The following is an 18,044-nucleotide window of genomic DNA, read 5'->3' as shown; positions in this document are numbered from 1 at the left end:
GGTCCGCGAAACCGCCCAGGGGCAGGGGGTTGGGCCGATGTTTCTCGGCACGCACACCCCGCGCCTCGACGACAAGGGACGGTTGATCCTTCCGGCGAGGTTCCGCGACGAGCTGGCGGGAGGTGTCGTGATCACCAAGGGGCAGGAGCGTTGCCTTTACGTCTTCCCGATGCCTGAGTTCCAGCGCATCGCGGGCCAGCTGCGTGAGGCACCGGTCACCAACAAGGCGGCCCGGGCCTACAGCCGGGTGTTCTTCGCCAGTGCGCACGACGAGATCCCCGACAAGCAGGGCCGGGTCACCATCCCGGCACACCTGCGGGGTTATGCGGCGCTCGACCGCGAGTTGGTCGTGATCGGCGCGAGCACCCGGGTGGAGATCTGGGACAAGCAGTCCTGGGAGCAGTACCTCTCGGCGAGCGAGGACGAGTTCGCCGACATCGAGGAGGGGGTGCTGCCCGGCGGACTGTGAGGCGTGGCACCTGTGGGCCGCCGACACGGTCCGGACGTCGCCTCGGCCGTACTGCGAGATCTCCAGCCGCTCCCGCTCCTGGCGCCTCTTCCCCGGCGCCAGGCGTGTGTCCGGTCGGGCGCGCCCGAAGGCAACGGGCACGAGCGGATGGGGATCTGGCGGTACGGACGGACGACCGGGCACGTAGGCGCCGAACGCCCCGGTAGGGGCGGCCGGTATCGGGTAAGGCCGGGTGAGCGCGGAAAGAGCGGGCAATGGGGGTCGTCATGGGGGAGCTTCGCGGCACGCACGTGCCGGTGCTGCTCGAGCGCTGCCTCGAGCTGCTCGCCCCGGCCCTCGCTCTGCCGGGCGCCGTGCACGTCGACTTCACGCTGGGCCTGGGCGGGCACGCCGAGGCCGTGCTGGAGCGGCACCCGGACGTGGTCCTCATCGGACTCGACCGGGACACCGAGGCGCTCGCGCACTCCCGGCACCGGCTGGCCCGCTTCGGCGACCGGGTGCACTTCGTGCACGCGGTCTACGACGAGCTGCCGGAGGTGCTCGCGGGGCTCGGCCGGCCGGCGTTCCACAGTGGGCTGTTCGATCTCGGCGTCTCCTCGCTGCAACTCGACGAGCCGGACCGGGGCTTCGCCTACTCGCGGGACGCGCCGCTGGACATGCGGATGGACCAGTCGCGGGGCATCACCGCGGAGGAGGTCGTCAACGGCTACGAGCCGGGCGAGCTCGTCCGCATCCTGCGGGTCTACGGCGAGGAGAAGTTCGCGCCCCGGGTCGTCTCGGCGATTGTCCGGGAGCGGGCGAAGGCGCGCATCGTCTCCTCGGCGCACCTGGCGGAGCTGGTCAAGGACGCCATCCCGGCCGCCGGGCGGCGTACGGGTGGGAATCCCGCGAAAAGAACGTTTCAGGCGTTACGCATCGAGGTAAATGCGGAGCTCGCGGCGGTGGAGGCCGCCGTGCCGGCCGCGCTGGACCTGCTGGCCCCGAAGGGGCGGCTTGTCGTGATGTCGTACCAATCGCTGGAGGACCGGATCGTCAAGCGCGCCTTCGCCGAGAGGGCACGCAGCACGGGGCCGATCGAGCTGCCGGTCGAACTGCCCGGCACGGGTCCTTCGGTGCGGCTGCTGACCCGCGGGTCGGAGCCGCCGAGCGAGCAGGAAGTGGCGGAGAACCCGCGGGCGGCCTCGGTGAAGCTGCGCGCGGTGGAACGGATCGACAAGCACGACCAGGCATCGGGTGCCGCCCGCGAACGGCCCCGGATGTCTGCGCACGGGGGACAAGGGCGGAAACGCCCGGGGGCACGCCAGGAGGGGGAGGGGCATTGAGCGAGCGCAGGACTGCGCCGCGGTCGGGGGGCCGGACCGCGGAGCAGATTGGCAAGGACCGGCGCAAGCCGGCCGCCGCGACGACGGGCACCACCAAGGGCGGTGGCGGCCGGGGGGCGCGTCAGCACCCGACGGTCGGCGCCACACAGGGCAGCGCCGCGCTGAAGCTGGCGGCCGAGCAGCAGAGCGGCAACGTCGAGGCGCCCCGGCTGCGGGTCGCGCCGCCGGCGCCGATCAACGCGCCCCGGGCGCCGTTCATCGCGCTCGTGGTCGCGGTCGTCGTGGCCGGTGTGATCGGCATCCTGCTGATCAACACCAAGACCGCGGAGAACTCGTTCCGCATCGACACGCTGCAGAAGCAGCAGAAGAAGCTGGACACCCGGCAGCAGGAGCTGGAGAACGAGATCGCCGCCAACAACAGCCCGGGCAGCCTTGACGCGGCCGCCCGCCGGCTGGGGCTGGTCAAGGCCGAGAATCCGGCGTACATCCGGCTGCCGGACGGCGTGATCGTCGGCGTGCCGAAGCCGGCCACCGGCGACGTGGCCGTCACGGCGCAGGATCCCGCCACCTCGGCGACCGGACGGTAGAGCATGTCGCCGCGCGCCGACGAGACGCCGCGCCGGGGCCGGGAGCCCCGGCGCGGCGCTTCGCGTGACCTGCCGCAGGCCGACGATTCCGGGCGCGAGGACGACCGGACCCGCGGCTTCGGCGGCATCGGCGACGCGCGCGCGTACACGCCGCGGGGCCGGACCGTGCGCGAGGGCGACCAGCGCACCCGGTCGCCGCGCGCCGCCCGGGACACCGACCCGTTCCGCCCGGCGTTGCAGGTCCTCGACGGCGGCCGGCCCGCCCGGACCCGCCGCCGCGAGCCGGAGGAGGCGCCGCCGCCACCGCAGCGCCGCGGCCGCGAGGAGCGCGACGCCCGCGAACCCAAGGGCCGCACCGCGCGCGGTACGACCCGCGCGGTGCCGGCCGAGGACGACGAGTGGGACGACACCCCGCGCCGTCCGGGCCGGACCACGGCGGGCGCCGCACGCACCCGCTCGACGGCGAACCCGCGCAGGGGCGCCGCCGCCCGTACCGAGCCGGGTGCGCGTACCGGCCGGGAGCGTAAGGTCGCCGCGCCGCCCGGGCCGCGGCGCGGCACCGCCGGGCGCGCCGCGAAGGCCGCGCCGCCCGCCCGGCCCGCCTCGCGGCGGCCCGCGCCACCGGTGCCGGCCGAGCCGCCCAAGCTGGCCAACAGCACCCGGCGGCTGCGGCTCGGCACCGTGCTGGCGCTCGCGCTGTTCGCGACGATCGGGGTACGGCTGGTCGTGCTCCAGGTCGTCGAGACGCCCGCGTCCGCGCAGAGCCTGATGGAGCAGCGGCAGAACCGGCTCACCGACGTGACGCTGCCCGCGCCGCGCGGCAGCATCCTGGACAGCTCGGGCGCGGTGCTCGCGCACAGCGTCGAGGCCCGCTACATCTACGCCGACCCCGAGCTGGTCACGAACGCGCCAACCACGGCGGCGAAGCTGTCCCCGCTGCTCGGCGTCCCGTCGTCGCGGCTGGTCGCGCTGATGGCGAAGAAGAAGCGCCCCGGCGGCGGCGCGTCCCGCTTCGAGTACCTCGCCCGCGGCGTCGACATCGCGGTGGCGGACCGGATCACCGGCATGAAGCTGCCCGGCATCGGCTCCGACCGCGACGAGCGCCGCGACGTGCCCGGCGCCGACCTGGCGGCGAACCTGATCGGCTTCACCGGCGAGGACCACTTCGGCCTGGAGGGCATCGAGGCCCGCTACGACGACCTGCTGCGCGGCACCGACGGCAAGCGGGTCTTCGAGCGCGGCAACCCCGACGTCAACAAGGGCATGCTGGCCAAGGAGATCCCGGGCGGCTACAGCTCGTACCGGCCGGCCGCGCCCGGTTCGTCGATCCAGCTGACCATCGAGCGCGACCTCCAGTTCGAGGTGCAGCGCATCCTGAGCCGGCAGATGGAGCGGGTGAACGCCACCATCGGCGCCGCGGTCGTCATCGACGTGCGCAACGGCGAGGTGCTGGCGCAGGCCAGCTACCCGCCGTACAACGCGGCGAAGCCCTTCGACTTCAAGCCGACCGAGCGCGAGGACGTCGCGAGCAGCGTCATCGCCGACCCGGGCTCGACGCACAAGGCCTTCACCATCGGCGCCGCCCTCCAGGAGGGCGTCATCACGCCCGACTCCACCGTCACGGTGGGCCCGGGGCTGATACTGGGCGGCAAGCCGTTCGCGGACACGCACCGGTTCGAGGCCGGCACCAAGCTGACCATCCCCGGCGTGCTCGCCTACTCGTCGAACATCGGCACCATCCGCATCGCCCAGAAGCTGGGCAAGGAGAAGCTGTACGAGTACCAGCGCCGGTTCGGCCTCGGCGAGGCCACGAACGAGGGTATGCCGGGCGAGGCTGGCGGCCGGTTGCTGACCCCGGACGAGTGGAGTGGCTCGGCGTGGGGCTCGGTGCCGATCGGCATGAGCGTCGACGCCACGCTGATCCAGATGGCGGCCGGCTACGCGGCGATCGCGAACAACGGCACCTACATCCAGCCGCGGCTCATCAAGGCCACCATCTCGGGCAAGGACGGCTCGGTCACCCCGGCGCCCCCGCCGGTGACCCGTGAGGTGCTCAGCCCCGAGGTGGCGAGCCAGCTGCGCACGATGATGGAGTCCGTCGTCGATGCCAAGGGCGGCACCGGCGGCCGGGCCGCGGTCGCGGGCTACCGGGTCTCCGGCAAGACCGGAACCGGAAAGATGCTGGTCGAGGGGCAGTACACCAAGCACAACGCGGGCTCGTTCATCGGCATGGCGCCGGCCGACAACCCGCGCTTCGTGATCGGCGTGTTCGCCGACGTGCCCGACGGCACCGGCGGCGACGTGGCCGCGCCGGCCTTCAGCGAGATGATGGCCTCCGCGCTGCGGCACCACCTGGTCCCGCCGTCGGGTACCGATCCGCCGACCTTCAAGCTCAAGCAGTAGCCGCACCGATGGCGTTCGCAGTCGGATCCCAGGCACCGGGTAGGGTCTGACGCCGTGTCCGGCATTCCCCGTCCCCAGACCGTCCGTCCCCGCGGACTGGCCGACCTCGCAGCCCTGATCGGTGCTCGGCTGACCGGCGGGGACGTCGAGGTCACCGGCGTGACCCACGCCAGCAATGAGGTCCGCCCCGGCGATCTCTACGCCGCGCTGCCGGGCGCCCGGCGCCACGGCGCCGAGTTCGTCGCGGCCGCCGCCGAGGCGGGCGCGGTCGCCGTGCTGACCGACCCCGCCGGCCGCGACGCCGCCGTCGCCGCCGGGCTGCCGGTGCTCGTCGCCGACGACCCCCGCGAGGTGCTCGGCGTGGCCGCCTCGCGGATCTACGGCGACCCCACGGAGCGGCTCACCGTCATCGGCCTCACCGGTACGGCGGGCAAGACCTCGACGGCGTACCTGGTCGAGTCGGGGCTGCGGGCCGCCGGGCTGACCACCGGCCTGATCGGCACGGTCGAGACCCGCCTCGGCGACCTGGTCGTGCGGAGCGTGCGGACCACGCCCGAGGCCACCGACCTGCACGCGATCCTGGCCGCCGCGCTCGAGCGCGGTGTCACCGCGGTCGTGATGGAGGTGTCCAGCCACGCGCTGGCAATGGGCCGCGTCGGCGGTGTCCGCTTCGCCGTCGGCGGCTACACCAACTTCGGCCTCGACCACCTCGACTTCCACGCCGACGCCGAGGACTACTTCGCGGCCAAGGCGAAGCTCTTCGACGGCCGCTGCCGCGCCGAGGTGCTCAACGCCGACGAGCCGGCGCTCGCGCCGCTGCGCCGGCCCGCCACCCTCACCTACTCCGCGGCCGGCGACCGGTCCGCGACCTGGTCGGCGAGCGACATCGCCGGCGACGCCTTCGGACAGACCTTCACCGCGCACGGCCCCGGCGGCGCCGTGCGTGCGGGCGTGGCGCTGCCCGGCCGGCACAACGTCGCCAACGCGCTGCTCGCCCTCGCCTCGCTGACGGCCGCCGGCATCGACCCGCAGGTCGCCGCCGACGGCATCGCCGCCTGCAAGGGCGTGCCGGGCCGGCTCGAGCGGGTCGACTCGCCGGGCGAGGTGTTCGGCGTCGTCGACTACGCGCACAAGCCGGACGCGATCGTCGCCGCCCTCGCCGCGCTGCGCGAGCTGGCCACGGCCCGCCATGGCCGCCTGATCTGCGTCATCGGCGCGGGCGGCGACCGCGACACGGGCAAGCGCCCGCTGATGGGTGCGGCCGCGGCCCGCGGCAGCGACCTGGTCATCGTCACCGACGACAACCCGCGCACCGAGGACCCGGCCGGGATCCGCGCGGCGGTCCGGCAGGGCGCCGAGGGCGCCGGCGGACCGGCGAAGATCATCGAGGTGGCGGGCCGCCGTGCCGCCATCGACGAGGCGGTACGGCTGGCCGGCCCCGGTGACGTCGTCGCCGTGCTGGGCAAGGGACACGAGCGTGGCCAGGAGGTGAACGGCCAGGTGCTGCCGTTCGACGACCGGATCGAGCTGACCGCGGCGCTGGCCGCACGCCCGGACGGTGCCGCTTGATCCGCATGACTTTGGACGAGATCGCCGCGATCACCGGCGGGCGGCTCGTCAACGCCGACCCGGCCGCGGTGGTCACCGGGCCGGTCGAGTACGACAACCGTGCGCTGCTACCCGGCGGGCTCTTCGTGGCGTTCGCCGGCGAGAAGGTGGACGGGCACGACTTCGCCGGCGCCGCGATCGAGGCCGGCGCGGCCGGGGTGCTCGGCACCCGGGACACGGGCCGGCCCGGCATCGTCGTCGAGGATCCGCTGCGCGCGCTGGCCGCGCTGGCGAGCGTGGTGGTGAGCCGGCTGCCGGAGCTGACCATCGTCGGGCTGACCGGCTCGTCCGGCAAGACCACGACAAAGGACTACATCGGGCAGCTGCTCGGCCGCCTCGGCGAGACCGTCGCGCCGGCCGGATCGCTCAACAACGAGCTCGGCTTCCCCTACACGGTGCTGAAGGCGACCACCGCGACCCGGTTCCTGGTGCTCGAGATGGGCGCCCGCGGGATCGGGCACATCCGCTACCTCACCGACATGGCCGGGCCGCGGATCGGCGTGGTGCTCAACGTCGGCGCCGCGCACATCGGCGAGTTCGGCTCGGTCGAGGGCACCGCGCGGGCCAAGGGTGAGCTGGTCGAGGCGCTGAGCGAGGACGGCGTCGCGGTGCTCAACGCCGACGACCCGCTGGTCGCCGCGATGGCCGCACGCACATCGGCCCGGGTCGTGTCGGTGGGCGAGGCGGCCGAGGCAACGGTGCGGGCCGTCGACGTGACGCTGGACGATCGCGGGCGGGCGGCGTACACGCTTGTCACGCCCGCCGGGTCGGCGCCGGTGCGGCTGGCGGTGACCGGCCGCCACCAGGTCGGCAACACCCTCGCCGCCGCGGCCGTCGCGCTCGAGGCCGGGATGGCGCCCGCCGCCGTCGCCGCCGCGCTCGGCGAGGTCGGCATCGTCTCCGGCCGCCGGATGGACGTCTTCGACCGGGCCGACGGCGTGACGGTCATCGACGACTCCTACAACGCGAACCCGTCGTCGACCGCCGCGGCGCTGCACGCGCTCGCGGCGCTGGGGCAGGGGCGGCGCACCGTCGCCGTGCTCGGCTACATGGCCGAGCTCGGCGAGCACGACGCCGCCGGCCACCAGGAGGTCGGCCGGCTCGCGGCCGTGCTCGGCGTCGACCGGCTGATCGCGGTCGCCGGCAACGCCGCCCCGATCCTCGCCGGCGCGGCAACGGAGCCCGCCTGGAAGGGCGAGGCCGTGCTCGCGGCCGATCAGGCCGAGGCCGTCGCGGTGCTGCGGGCCGACCTGCGGCCGGGCGACGTGGTGCTGGTCAAGGGTTCGCGGTACCGCACGTGGGAAGTGGCCGACGCGCTCCGCGCGGATGCGGCCGGCGAGGAGGTAGGCCCGTGAGGGCAGTCATCGTCGCGGCCGCGGTCGCGTTCATCATCTCGCTGTTCGGCACCCCGGTCGCCATCCGCGTGTTCACCGCGCTGAAGGCCGGGCAGCCGATCCGCACGCTCGGTCCCGCCTCCCACCAGGGCAAGAAGGGTACGCCGACGATGGGCGGCGTGGCGTTCATCGTCGCGACCGTCCTGGCGTACGTCGCCGGGCACATCGCCCTGACCACGCTGCCGACCGAGCAGATCGCCCAGGTGCAGCCGACGATGACGGCGCTGGTCCTGCTCGGGCTCTTCGTCTTCTGCGGCGCGGTCGGCTTCCTCGACGACTTCCTCAAGGTCCGCAAGCGCCACTCCGGCGGCCTGAGCGCGAAGGGCAAGCTGCTCGGCCAGCTACTGGTCGGCGGCGGCCTGGGCATCGCCGCCCTGTACGTGCCGAGCACCAACAAGCAGACCGTGGCGAGCGAGCACATCTCGTTCATCCGCGACATCAGCTTCCTCGACGTCGGCAAGGTCGGCTCGGTGCTGATCTTCGTCTTCGTCATCATGGCGATGTCCAACGGCGTCAACCTGACCGACGGCCTCGACGGGCTGGCGACCGGCGCCTCGATCCTGGTGCTCGGCGCCTACTCGCTGATCGGCTTCTGGCAGTACCGGCACTGGTGCGGTGACGACACCTACGCCAGGACCGCGGACTACTGCTACCAGGTGCGCGATCCGCTCGAGGTGGCGCTGATCGCGGCCGCGGCGGCCGGCGCCTGCGTCGGCTTCCTCTGGTGGAACACGTCGCCGGCCCGGATCTTCATGGGCGACACCGGCGCGCTGGGCCTCGGCGGCCTGATCGGCGGCCTCGCCATGGCGACCCGCACGACGCTGCTGTCGATCATCATCGGCGGCCTGTTCGTCATCATCACGATGTCGGTGGTCATTCAGATCATCTCGTTCAAGACCACCGGCAAGCGGGTCTTCCGGATGTCGCCGCTGCAACACCACTTCGAGCTGGCGGGCTGGAGCGAGGTCAACATCGTGGTCCGGTTCTGGATCGTCGCCGGCATCTGCACCGCCATCGGCCTCGGCCTGTTCTACAGCGACTTCCTCGCGGTGATGGGATAGATCTCTCGCGACACGCCAGCGCCGCATCCCGGGGCAGGCGTGTCGCGCCACCATGATGGTGCACATGGGGGAGGAGAAGCCCGACGCCCGGCCCACGGTCATCGTGTCGCCGGCCGCCACCGCGCCCGCGGCCAGGCCGAGATCGCTCAGCCAGCAGCTGCTGCCGGCGGTGCACGGGCTGCTGGCCCGGCCGCTCTCCTCCTACTACCTGCTGATCGCCAGCTCCGGCCTGCTGCTGCTGATCGGCCTGACCATGGTCTTCTCGGCGACCAGCGTCAAGGCGTACGCGGAGGACGGCAACGCCTTCTCCGCGATCCGCAACCAGCTGCTCTTCGCCGCGCTCGGGCTGTTCGGCTTCTGGGTCTTCCAGCGCCTGCCCTCCGGCACGCTGCGCTTCCTCGGTAAGTACGTGCTGGGCCTGGCCGTCGTGCTGCTCGCCGTCCTCGACCTGCTGATGGCGCTCAAGGCGGTCGACCTGGTCGACAAGCCGCGGCTCGGCCCGGTGCACGCCGAGCTGCTCTGGCTCTACGTCGGCCCGGTCGGCGTGCAGCCGTCGGAGTTCGCGAAGCTCGGCGTGGTGCTCTGGGGCGCCGACATCATCGCCCGCAAGGGCGCGTCCCTCGGCTACTGGCGCGAGCTGGCCATGCCGCTGTTCCCGATCGTCGGCCTGCTCTTCGTGCTTGTCGGATACAACGACCTCGGCACCATGCTGGTGGTGCTCGCGCTGATCATCGGCCTGCTCTGGGCGGCCGGCGTGCGGCTGCGGGTCTTCGCGGCGCTGGGCGTGCTCGGCTTCTCCGGCATCGGGCTGCTCATCGCCGCCGCGTCCCGCGGCGCGGGATCCGGCGCCGAGGGCGAGGAAAACTACCGGCTGCTGCGCCTGACGACGTTCCTGCGGCCGCCGGACGAGTGCTCCCTCGGCCCCTGCTACCAGCTGCTACAGGGCCGCTCGGCGATCCACGAGGGCGGCTGGTTCGGCGTCGGGCTGGGCAAGGGCGCCCTGAAGTGGAACTGGCTGCCCGCCGCGGACAACGACTTCATCTACGCCGTGGTCGCCGAGGAGCTGGGCGTCGTCGGCTGCGTGGTCATCCTGGCGCTGTTCGCGGTGCTGGCGTACACCGGCTTCCGGATCGCGCGCCGGGTGCAGGACCCGTTCCGCCGGCTGGTCGCCACCGCGATCACCACCTGGCTGGTGGCGCAGGCCGTCATCAACATCGGCGGCGTGGTCGGCCTGCTGCCGATCACCGGCCTGCCGCTGCCCTTCATCTCGGCCGGCGGCAGCGCGCTGGTCGTGACTCTCTCCGCCATCGGCATGCTCGCCTCCTTCGCCCGCGCGGAGCCCGACGCGGCCCGAGCCCTGCATGCCCGTCCGCCCGCTCGGTGGGTACGGCTAGTCTGGGCCCCGCTGCCGCCGCTCCCCCCGCCGCGGCGGCCGGGGCCGTCGCGCCCTACCGCCCAGAAGAAGGGCGGCCGGACACCTGCGAACGCGGGGGGCGAGAGGAGAAGGTGATGGGTCTGCTGCGGTCGGTCGTGCTCGCCGGAGGAGGCACCGGCGGTCACATCTACCCGCTGCTCGCCTTCGCCGACGCCCTGCGTCGCCACTTCCCCGAGGTGCGGATCACCACCCTGGGCAGCCCGAAGGGCATGGAGAACGAGCTGATTCCGCCGGCCGGCTACGACCTGCGGGTCATTCCGGCGTTCCAGCTGCCGCGGGCGGTCAATCTGAACCTGCTGCGCACCCCGGACCGGATGTACAAGTCCGCGCACGCCGCGGGGAAGATCATCGACGAGGTCGAGGCGGACGTCGTGGTCGGCTTCGGCGGGTACGTCTCGGTGCCGGCGTACCTGGCGGCCTGGCGGCGCGAGCTGCCGATCGTCATCCACGAGGTCAACGTGCCGCCGGGCGTGGCCAACCGGATGGGCATGAAGTTCACCAAGCACATCGCGGTCGGCTTCCCGACCCAGCCGCAGCAGGCCGAGTCGCTGCGCGACGCCCGGGTCGTCGGCGTGCCGCTGCGCACGGCCATCGCCCGGATGGACCGCCAGGCGCTGCGACCGCACGCCCTGGCCCACTTCGGGCTGCGCCCCGACCTGCCGGTGCTCTTCGTCTCCGGCGGCTCCTCGGGCGCCCGCACGATCAACCTCGCGGTGGCCGGCGCCGCCAAGAAGCTGGCACACGCCGGCGTGCAGGTGCTGCACGTGCAGGGCGGGCGCAACGATCCGTTCGAGGTGCCCAGCGACCTGCCGACGCCGTACGTGGTCGTGCCGTACCTGTCCGACATGCAGCTCGGTTACGCGGCCGCCGACCTGATGCTGTGCCGCGGCGGCGCGATCACCGTGGCCGAGACGACGGCGATCGGCATGCCCGCGGTCTACGTGCCGTACCCGCACAGCAACCAGGAGCAGAAGCGCAACGCGCTGCCCGTCGTCGAGGCCGGCGGCGGCCTGCTGGTGGACAACGCCGAGCTCACGCCCGAATGGATCGAGCGCACGATCGTGCCGCTCGCCCGTGACCCGCGGCGGCTGGCCACCATGGGTGCCGCGGCCGGCGCGTACGGCCGTCGCGACGGCGACGAGGCGCTGCTGGACTTCGTGTGCGAAGCGGTGGCCGGCCGATGACCCTTTCACCAACGACCGCTGGAGTGCCGCTGTGAACACCGCTGAGCTGACGCCGGCCGGTGAGTTGACCGCCGAGGATCTGGGCACCGTCCACCTCATCGGCATCGGTGGGGTGGGCATGGGCGGCCTGGCCCGGCTGCTGCTCACCCGCGGCGTGCCGGTCACCGGCAGCGAGCTGCGGGAGTGGCCCGCGCTGGCCGCGCTGCGCGCGCTGGGCGGCACCGTGCACATGGCGCACGAGGCGTCCAACCTGGACGGCGTCGACACCGTCGTCTACTCGACCGCCATCCCGCAGGACCACGTGGAGATCGTCGAGGCGCGCCGCCGCGGCCTGCGGGTGCTGCACCGCTCCGAGGCCCTCGCGGCCGCGATGACCGGGCGCCGCACGATCGCGGTCGCCGGCACGCACGGCAAGACGACCACGACGTCGATCATGACGGTGATCCTCCAGCACGCGGGGGAGGACCCGTCGTTCGTGATCGGCGGCGAGATCTCCGCGGCCGGCTCGAACGGCCACCACGGCTCCGGCAACTACTTCGTGGCCGAGGCGGACGAGAGCGACAAGTCGTTCCTCATCTACCGCCCGCACGTCGCGATCATCACCAACATCGAGGGCGACCACCTCAACAACTGGGGCGACCTCACCGGGCTCAAGGCGGGCTTCCTCGAATTCGCCGAGCTCACCGACGCCGACGGCTTCGTGGTGACCTGCGCCGACGACGAGGGCGTTCAGGAGCTGATCGCGGGGCTGCGCGCCGCGGGCCGCACGGTGTACACCTACGGCGAGTCCGAGGGCGCCGACCTGCGGATCACCGACATCGTCTCCTCCGTGCAGGGCGTGCGCTACCAGGCCACGCTCGACGGCAAGCCGCTCGGCGAGATCACGCTGGCGCTTCCCGGGCGGCACATGGGGCTCAACAGCGCGGCGGCCGTGCTGACCGCGCTGCGCCTCGGGCTGCCGCTGCAGAAGGTGACCGAGGCGCTCGCGTCGTTCCCCGGCGTCCGGCGCCGCTTCGAGCGCAAGGGCACGGTCGCGGGCATCCGGGTCTACGACGAGTACGCGTACCACCCGACCTCGGTGAAGGCGGCGCTGCGCACGCTGCGCGAGGTGGCCGGCGACGGCCGGCTCGTCGTGGTGTTCCAGCCGTACCGCGTCTACCGGACCCGCGACCTGCAGGCCGAGCTGGCCGAGGGCCTGGCCATCGCCGACGAGGTGATCGTCATGGAGGTCTTCGGCCCCGGCGAGCAGCGCGGCCCCGGCGAGGGCGGGGTGGCGCTGACCGCGGCCGTCGACCTGCCCGCCGAGCGCAAGATCTTCGTGCCGTCCTGGGAGGACGTGCCCGCCGAGGTCGTGCGGCGCAGCCGCCCCGGCGACGTCGTTGTCACCATGGGCGCGCCGCCGATCTCGCTGATGGGCGACGAGTTGCTGGCCGCGCTGGCCGAGGCCTGACTGGCGTGAGCGAAGGCCGGGGCGGGGGCGGGCGTAGCTGGCGGCTGGTCCGGGCGGACACCGACGCCGTACCGGCCTCCGTGCGGCGGTTCATGGCCCGCGCCCGCCGGCGCCGGCTCCGCGCGGCGCTGCCCTGGGCGGTCGGCGCGGGGGTCGCGCTGATCGCGGGCGCACTCGCCTGGATCGTGTACGGGACGTCGGTGCTCGGCGTGCGCGCCATCGAGGTCGTCGGCGCGGACTCGCTCGCGCCGCTCGATGTCGAGCAGGCCGCGGCCGTACGGATGAACCAGCCGCTCGCCGGGGTCGACCTGGACCGGATCCGCGGCCGGGTCGAGGCCCTGCCCGCGGTCGACCGCGCGATCGTCTCCCGGAGCTGGCCCTCGACGGTCGTGGTCGAGGTGGTGGAGCGCACGCCGGTCGCCGCGGTGCCCGTCGGCGACGCGTACACGCTCATCGACGCCGAGGGTGTCGCCTACCGGACTGTGTCGAGCCGGCCGGGCGGGCTGCCGGTGGCCCGGCTCGCCGCGCCGGGCCCGGAGGACATCAACACCCGCTCGGCCCTGACGGTGCTCTCGGCGCTGACCGCGGAGCTGCGCGACCAGCTGGTGTCCATATCGGTGCCGGCGCCGGCGCAGGTCAGCCTCGGGTTGCGCCGGGGCCGGACGGTGGTCTGGGGCGACGACACCCAGAGCGACAACAAGGCCCGGGTGGCCACCGCACTGCTCGAACGCAAGGGCGACACGATCGACGTCAGCGCCCCGGACGTGGTCACGATCCGTTAACCGGACGAAAAGGACCGAACGGCGCATTCCGTCACAGGTTACGGCTCAGTCGGATAGTCGCCATGTAAGCGGACGCCGACACGCCGCGTCGGTCCTTGGATGTCGCCTGAGGTCCGCTTACGTTGCCCACGAGAGGTTGAGTAGTTGACATAACACTAAGCCTCTAGTAGAGGGTGAGGGTTTCCTCGCCCTCCCTTGTACGGAGCGGATGTCGATGGCGGGTTCTTGGCCGGGCCGCTGGGGCCCTCGACACCTAAAACCCTGGAAGGGAAGGCTGAGCCCGATGACACCTCCGCACAACTACCTTGCGGTCATCAAGGTCGTCGGCATCGGTGGCGGCGGCGTCAACGCCGTTAACCGCATGATCGAGGTTGGGCTCAAGGGAGTCGAATTCATCGCGATCAACACCGATGCCCAGGCACTGTTGATGAGCGACGCCGACGTCAAGCTCGACGTCGGCCGCGAGCTGACCCGGGGCCTCGGCGCCGGCGCGCAGCCGGACGTCGGCAAGAACGCCGCCGAGGATCACCGCGACGAGATCGAAGAGGTGCTCAAGGGCGCCGACATGGTCTTCGTGACCTGCGGCGAGGGCGGTGGCACCGGCACGGGCGGCGCGCCCGTCGTCGCGAACATCGCCCGCAAGCTGGGCGCCCTGACCATCGGCGTGGTCACCCGGCCGTTCTCCTTCGAGGGCAAGCGCCGCCAGGTGCAGGCCGAGGCGGGCATCGACGAGCTGCGCAACCAGTGCGACACGCTCATCGTCATCCCGAACGACCGGCTGCTGGCGCTCGGCGACCGCGGCATCAGCATGATGGACGCGTTCCGCCAGGCCGACCAGGTGCTGCTCTCCGGCGTGCAGGGCATCACCGACCTGATCACCACGCCGGGTCTGATCAACCTGGACTTCGCCGACGTCAAGAGCGTGATGAGCGGCGCGGGCAGCGCGCTCATGGGCATCGGCAGCGCGCGCGGCGACAACCGCGCCGTCGAGGCCGCCGAGAAGGCCATCTCCAGCCCGCTGCTGGAGCAGAGCATGGACGGCGCGCGCGGCGTGCTGCTCTCCATCGCCGGCGGCTCCGACCTCGGCCTGTTCGAGATCAACGACGCGGCGCAGCTGGTCACCGACGCGGCGCACCCCGACGCCAACATCATCTTCGGCGCCGTCATCGACGACGCCCTCGGTGACGAGGTCCGGGTCACCGTCATCGCGGCCGGCTTCGACGGGGGCACGCCCTCGTACAAGCCGGCCGAGCCCGCGCGCAAGGTTCCGCAGCCCGCGGCCCCGCCCGCGGTCGCGCCGGCCGCGACGGTGCCGGTCACCCCGCCCGCGCCGCCGGCGGCCGCCCCGCCGCCGCGCCGGGTGCTCTTCGACGACGTCGACGTGCCGGACTTCCTGAAGAACGGCTCCTGAGCGGTTGACGGTCCAGGCACGCCGCGACCTGCTGGCGGCCTCGCTGGACGAGGTGCATCAGCGGATCGGGCGTGCCTGCGCGGCGGCCGGCCGCGATCCGGGCTCGGTGGCCCTGGTCGCGGTGACCAAGACCTACCCGGCGAGCGACGTGGTGCTGCTCGCCGGGCTCGGCGTCACCGACGTCGGCGAGAACAAGGACCAGGAGGCGGCCGCGAAGTCGGCGGCAGTCCGGGCGCAGGACGTCGAGGTGCGCTGGCACTTCGTCGGCCAGTTGCAGCGCAACAAGGCCAAGTCGGTCGTCACCTACGCCGACGTGGTGGAGTCGGTCGACTCGACGCGCCTGGCCGGGGCGCTGTCCACCGCCGCCGCGCGGCTGCGGGAGCGCCCGCTCGACGTGCTCGTGCAGGTGAGCATCGACGGTGATCCGGCCCGGGGCGGCGCGATCGCCGGTGCCGCGGAGGCCGACCGTGATCTGTGGCGGGTGGCGGCGGCGGTGAACGACGCCGAGGGCCTTCGGCTCGGCGGCGTGATGGCGGTGGCGCCGCTGGACTGGGAGCCGGAGCGGGCCTTCGCGGATCTGGCCGCGCTGACCGCGCGGCTGCGCTCGGAATACCCGGGCGCGACGGCCGTCTCGGCGGGCATGAGCGGCGATCTCGAGCAGGCCGTTCGGCACGGCGCGACACACGTACGGATCGGCACTTCTTTACTCGGGATGCGAAACACGCTGCGGTAGCCTTGCGGCGGGCAGCAAACTACATACGTGTTGTTTACGCGCGACGTGCCTCGGCCGACGCGCCCGACGACGCAGCGTCGCGGCGGGACCCGGTCGATGTTCGACGATCGGGTGCCTGTGCAAGGGGGGACGCGGCACGCCGAGGGGGCGCGGGCCGCACAGCGGACGGAGGTGGGGGCATGGACGAGCGGTTCGGCGCCGAGCAGGGGGCTGGGGGTAGCCACATGAGCAAGCTTGCGAGCGGATCATCAGCTCAGTGCCCGCCGGCGGGGGTGATGGCATGAGCGCATTGCGTAAGGCGGGGGTTTGGCTCGGACTCGTCGAAGAGGACGACCAGTACGACGATCGCTACCGCGACGGCGGCTACCGCGACCGTGACCGCGACCGTGACCGCGACCGTGACTCCGGTTACCGCTACGCCGACGAGTTCGCCGACGACGAGGACGACGTCGACGAGGCGCCGGCGCTGCCGCGCGCCCGCCAGGAGCGCAGCGGCCGCCTCGAGCGCGCCGCCGCCCGCATCGACCTCGAGCGTGACGACCACCACGATCGCCCCGAGCGCCAGGAGCGGGCCAGCGTCCGCTCGATCACCCGGCCGTCGGCGCCCGTCGCCGAGACGTCCAGCTACGCCACCCGCGACAACCTGGCGCTCGCGCCGCAGGCTCAGCCGCAGGCGCACCAGCGGATCGTCGAGGAGGACCAGCGCTACCAGATCACCACGCTGCACCCGACGACGTACCGCGAGGCGCGCACGATCGGCGAGCACTTCCGTGACGGCGTACCGGTGATCATCAATCTCACCGAGATGGACGAGAGCGATGCCCGCAGACTCGTCGACTTCGCGGCCGGGCTGGCTTTCGGGCTGCGCGGTACGATCGAGCGCGTGACCAACCGGGTTTTCCTGCTCTCACCGGCCAATGTCCAGGTCACCGCTGAGGACAAAGCCAAGATCGCTGAGGGTGGGTTCTTCAACCAGAGTTGACCCTAACGAGGGATCCGCCTGACGTGCTGTCGATCGTGTTCCAGATCATCTATCTGTTTCTCTACGTCTTCTTCCTGACCTTGTTGGCCCGGTTCGTCCTGGGTGCGGTGCTGCAGTACGGGCGTCGGTGGCAGCCGGGGCGCGGGGCGTCGGCGGCACTCGAATCGGTGTGGAGCGTCACTGATCCACCCCTCAAGGCGTTGAGGCGTGTGATCCCACCGCTTCGAATTGGTACCGTGAGTTTGGACCTGGCGTCCCTGGTCCTGCTGGTTATCCTGTTCGTGCTTTTGAACTTCGTGTTAGCGGAGTTGATCAGGAAGTTCGCGTGACCGCGTTCGCCCTGATCGACTGCGCCCCACGCGGCCGCAACTGACCCGAGGAGTTTCGATGCCGCTGACCCCGGCCGACGTGCACAACGTCGCCTTCAAGAAACCCCCTATCGGCAAGCGGGGGTATGACGAGGAGGAGGTCGACGCCTTCCTGGACGAGGTCGAGCGCGAGCTCGCCCGTCTGATCGAGGAGAACAACGAGCTGCGCGCCCAGGTGGAGCGCGGCGGTCGGGGTGGCGCACCAGCCGGTCCGAGCGCCGACCCGCGTCTGGCCGCCGAGCTCAACGACATGAAGGCCCAGCTCGACCGGGTGCAGCGCGACAAGTCTGCCGCTGAGCAGGCCGCCCGCCAGATGCAGGCCGAGCTTGAGCAGGTCCGGGCACAGGGCCCGGTCGGTGCCGGAGCCGGCGCCGCCGGCGGTGCCGACGGCGAGCAGCAGGCACTGCGCGTCCTCATGATGGCCCAGCGCACGGCCGACGACCACGTGTCCGACGCCCGCCGGGAGGCCGACAAGCTTCTCTCCGACGCCCGTTCCAAGGCGGAGGAGGTCACCCGCGAGGCCCGCGCCAAGGCGGATGCCCTCGAGCGCGACGCGCGCCAGCGGCACCAGGAGGCCATGGGCGGCCTGGACGCCAAGCGCTCCGCGTTGCAGAAGCACATCGAGGAGCTCAAGCAGTTCGAGCGCGAGTACCGCACCCGGCTCAAGGCGTACCTCGAGAGCCAGCTGCGCGACCTCGACGGTCGCGGCCAGGGCCTCGAAGCTGAGATGTCCCGCGCCGACGCCAACCGTTCGGTCGGCGGCTCGGGCGGTCTCGCCGCCGCGGGCCTCGCCGGCTCCTACGGCGGCAGCCGCGCCGGTTCCATCGAGACCGGCCGCTGAGCCTCGGCTTGCGG

Annotated in this window: 16 protein-coding genes; all 16 read left to right on the top strand. The window is 72.6% G+C overall.

What is annotated here, in order from left to right; genetic code table 11:
* Positions 1 to 37 precede the first annotated feature (37 nt).
* The 16 genes from mraZ to BJ971_RS29950 all read left to right on the top strand — a co-directional run bounded on the left by mraZ (position 38) and on the right by BJ971_RS29950 (position 18,030).
* Positions 38 to 469: a division/cell wall cluster transcriptional repressor MraZ gene (mraZ, locus tag BJ971_RS30025; protein WP_184996522.1), complete on the top strand. Its 432-nt coding sequence runs from the start codon at positions 38 to 40 to the stop codon at positions 467 to 469.
* Positions 470 to 723: 254 nt separating this feature from the next.
* Positions 724 to 1,791, top strand: coding sequence for a 16S rRNA (cytosine(1402)-N(4))-methyltransferase RsmH (gene rsmH, locus BJ971_RS30020; protein WP_184996521.1), 1,068 nt, complete (start codon positions 724 to 726; stop codon positions 1,789 to 1,791).
* On the top strand, positions 1,788 to 2,378 hold the full coding sequence (gene ftsL, locus BJ971_RS30015; protein WP_184996520.1) for a cell division protein FtsL: 591 nt from the start codon (positions 1,788 to 1,790) through the stop codon (positions 2,376 to 2,378). Before rsmH ends, ftsL begins: the two co-directional genes overlap by 4 nt.
* Positions 2,379 to 2,381: 3 nt before the next feature.
* Positions 2,382 to 4,781 carry a peptidoglycan D,D-transpeptidase FtsI family protein gene (locus BJ971_RS30010; RefSeq protein ID WP_184996519.1) on the top strand — a complete coding sequence of 800 codons (2,400 nt, stop codon included), beginning with the start codon at positions 2,382 to 2,384 and terminating at the stop codon, positions 4,779 to 4,781.
* Between the two features lie 54 nt (positions 4,782 to 4,835).
* Positions 4,836 to 6,350 carry a UDP-N-acetylmuramoyl-L-alanyl-D-glutamate--2,6-diaminopimelate ligase gene (locus tag BJ971_RS30005; protein ID WP_184996518.1) on the top strand — a complete coding sequence of 505 codons (1,515 nt, stop codon included), beginning with the start codon at positions 4,836 to 4,838 and terminating at the stop codon, positions 6,348 to 6,350.
* Entirely contained in the window at positions 6,347 to 7,744 is a 1,398-nt protein-coding gene (locus BJ971_RS30000; RefSeq protein ID WP_184996517.1) for a UDP-N-acetylmuramoyl-tripeptide--D-alanyl-D-alanine ligase, read from the top strand. The genes BJ971_RS30005 and BJ971_RS30000 overlap by 4 nt, the downstream gene beginning before the upstream one ends.
* Entirely contained in the window at positions 7,741 to 8,844 is a 1,104-nt protein-coding gene (gene mraY / locus BJ971_RS29995; protein WP_184996516.1) for a phospho-N-acetylmuramoyl-pentapeptide-transferase, read from the top strand. Before BJ971_RS30000 ends, mraY begins: the two co-directional genes overlap by 4 nt.
* Positions 8,845 to 8,908: 64 nt before the next feature.
* Positions 8,909 to 10,354 carry an FtsW/RodA/SpoVE family cell cycle protein gene (locus BJ971_RS29990; protein ID WP_239087402.1) on the top strand — a complete coding sequence of 482 codons (1,446 nt, stop codon included), beginning with the start codon at positions 8,909 to 8,911 and terminating at the stop codon, positions 10,352 to 10,354.
* Positions 10,354 to 11,463 carry an undecaprenyldiphospho-muramoylpentapeptide beta-N-acetylglucosaminyltransferase gene (gene murG / locus BJ971_RS29985; RefSeq protein WP_184996514.1) on the top strand — a complete coding sequence of 370 codons (1,110 nt, stop codon included), beginning with the start codon at positions 10,354 to 10,356 and terminating at the stop codon, positions 11,461 to 11,463. Before BJ971_RS29990 ends, murG begins: the two co-directional genes overlap by 1 nt.
* Before the next feature lie 31 nt (positions 11,464 to 11,494).
* On the top strand, positions 11,495 to 12,913 hold the full coding sequence (gene murC / locus BJ971_RS29980) for a UDP-N-acetylmuramate--L-alanine ligase (RefSeq protein ID WP_184996513.1): 1,419 nt from the start codon (positions 11,495 to 11,497) through the stop codon (positions 12,911 to 12,913).
* A 5-nt stretch (positions 12,914 to 12,918) separates the two neighbouring features.
* Positions 12,919 to 13,695 carry a cell division protein FtsQ/DivIB gene (locus tag BJ971_RS29975; RefSeq protein WP_239087403.1) on the top strand — a complete coding sequence of 259 codons (777 nt, stop codon included), beginning with the start codon at positions 12,919 to 12,921 and terminating at the stop codon, positions 13,693 to 13,695.
* A 283-nt stretch (positions 13,696 to 13,978) separates the two neighbouring features.
* The gene (gene ftsZ, locus BJ971_RS29970) at positions 13,979 to 15,106 is read left to right on the top strand and encodes a cell division protein FtsZ (RefSeq protein ID WP_184996512.1); all 1,128 of its coding nucleotides are present in this window, start codon (positions 13,979 to 13,981) and stop codon (positions 15,104 to 15,106) included.
* A 4-nt stretch (positions 15,107 to 15,110) separates the two neighbouring features.
* Complete coding sequence (locus BJ971_RS29965; RefSeq protein WP_184996511.1) at positions 15,111 to 15,839, top strand: YggS family pyridoxal phosphate-dependent enzyme; 729 nt, start codon at positions 15,111 to 15,113, stop codon at positions 15,837 to 15,839.
* A gap of 280 nt (positions 15,840 to 16,119) precedes the next feature.
* Complete coding sequence (locus tag BJ971_RS29960; protein WP_184999184.1) at positions 16,120 to 16,821, top strand: cell division protein SepF; 702 nt, start codon at positions 16,120 to 16,122, stop codon at positions 16,819 to 16,821.
* Positions 16,822 to 16,844: 23 nt separating this feature from the next.
* Positions 16,845 to 17,150 (top strand): YggT family protein, encoded by a 306-nt coding sequence (locus tag BJ971_RS29955; RefSeq protein WP_184996510.1) that lies wholly within the window; start codon positions 16,845 to 16,847, stop codon positions 17,148 to 17,150.
* 58 nt (positions 17,151 to 17,208) lie between these two features.
* Positions 17,209 to 18,030 (top strand): DivIVA domain-containing protein, encoded by an 822-nt coding sequence (locus BJ971_RS29950; RefSeq protein WP_184996509.1) that lies wholly within the window; start codon positions 17,209 to 17,211, stop codon positions 18,028 to 18,030.
* The last annotated feature ends 14 nt before the right edge of the window (positions 18,031 to 18,044 follow it).

This window comes from Amorphoplanes digitatis, from assembly GCF_014205335.1.
Taxonomy (GTDB): Bacteria; Actinomycetota; Actinomycetes; order Mycobacteriales; family Micromonosporaceae; genus Actinoplanes; species Actinoplanes digitatus.
The sequence above is the reverse complement of the archived record's forward strand: the minus strand, read 5'-3'. Positions and strand labels throughout refer to the sequence as shown.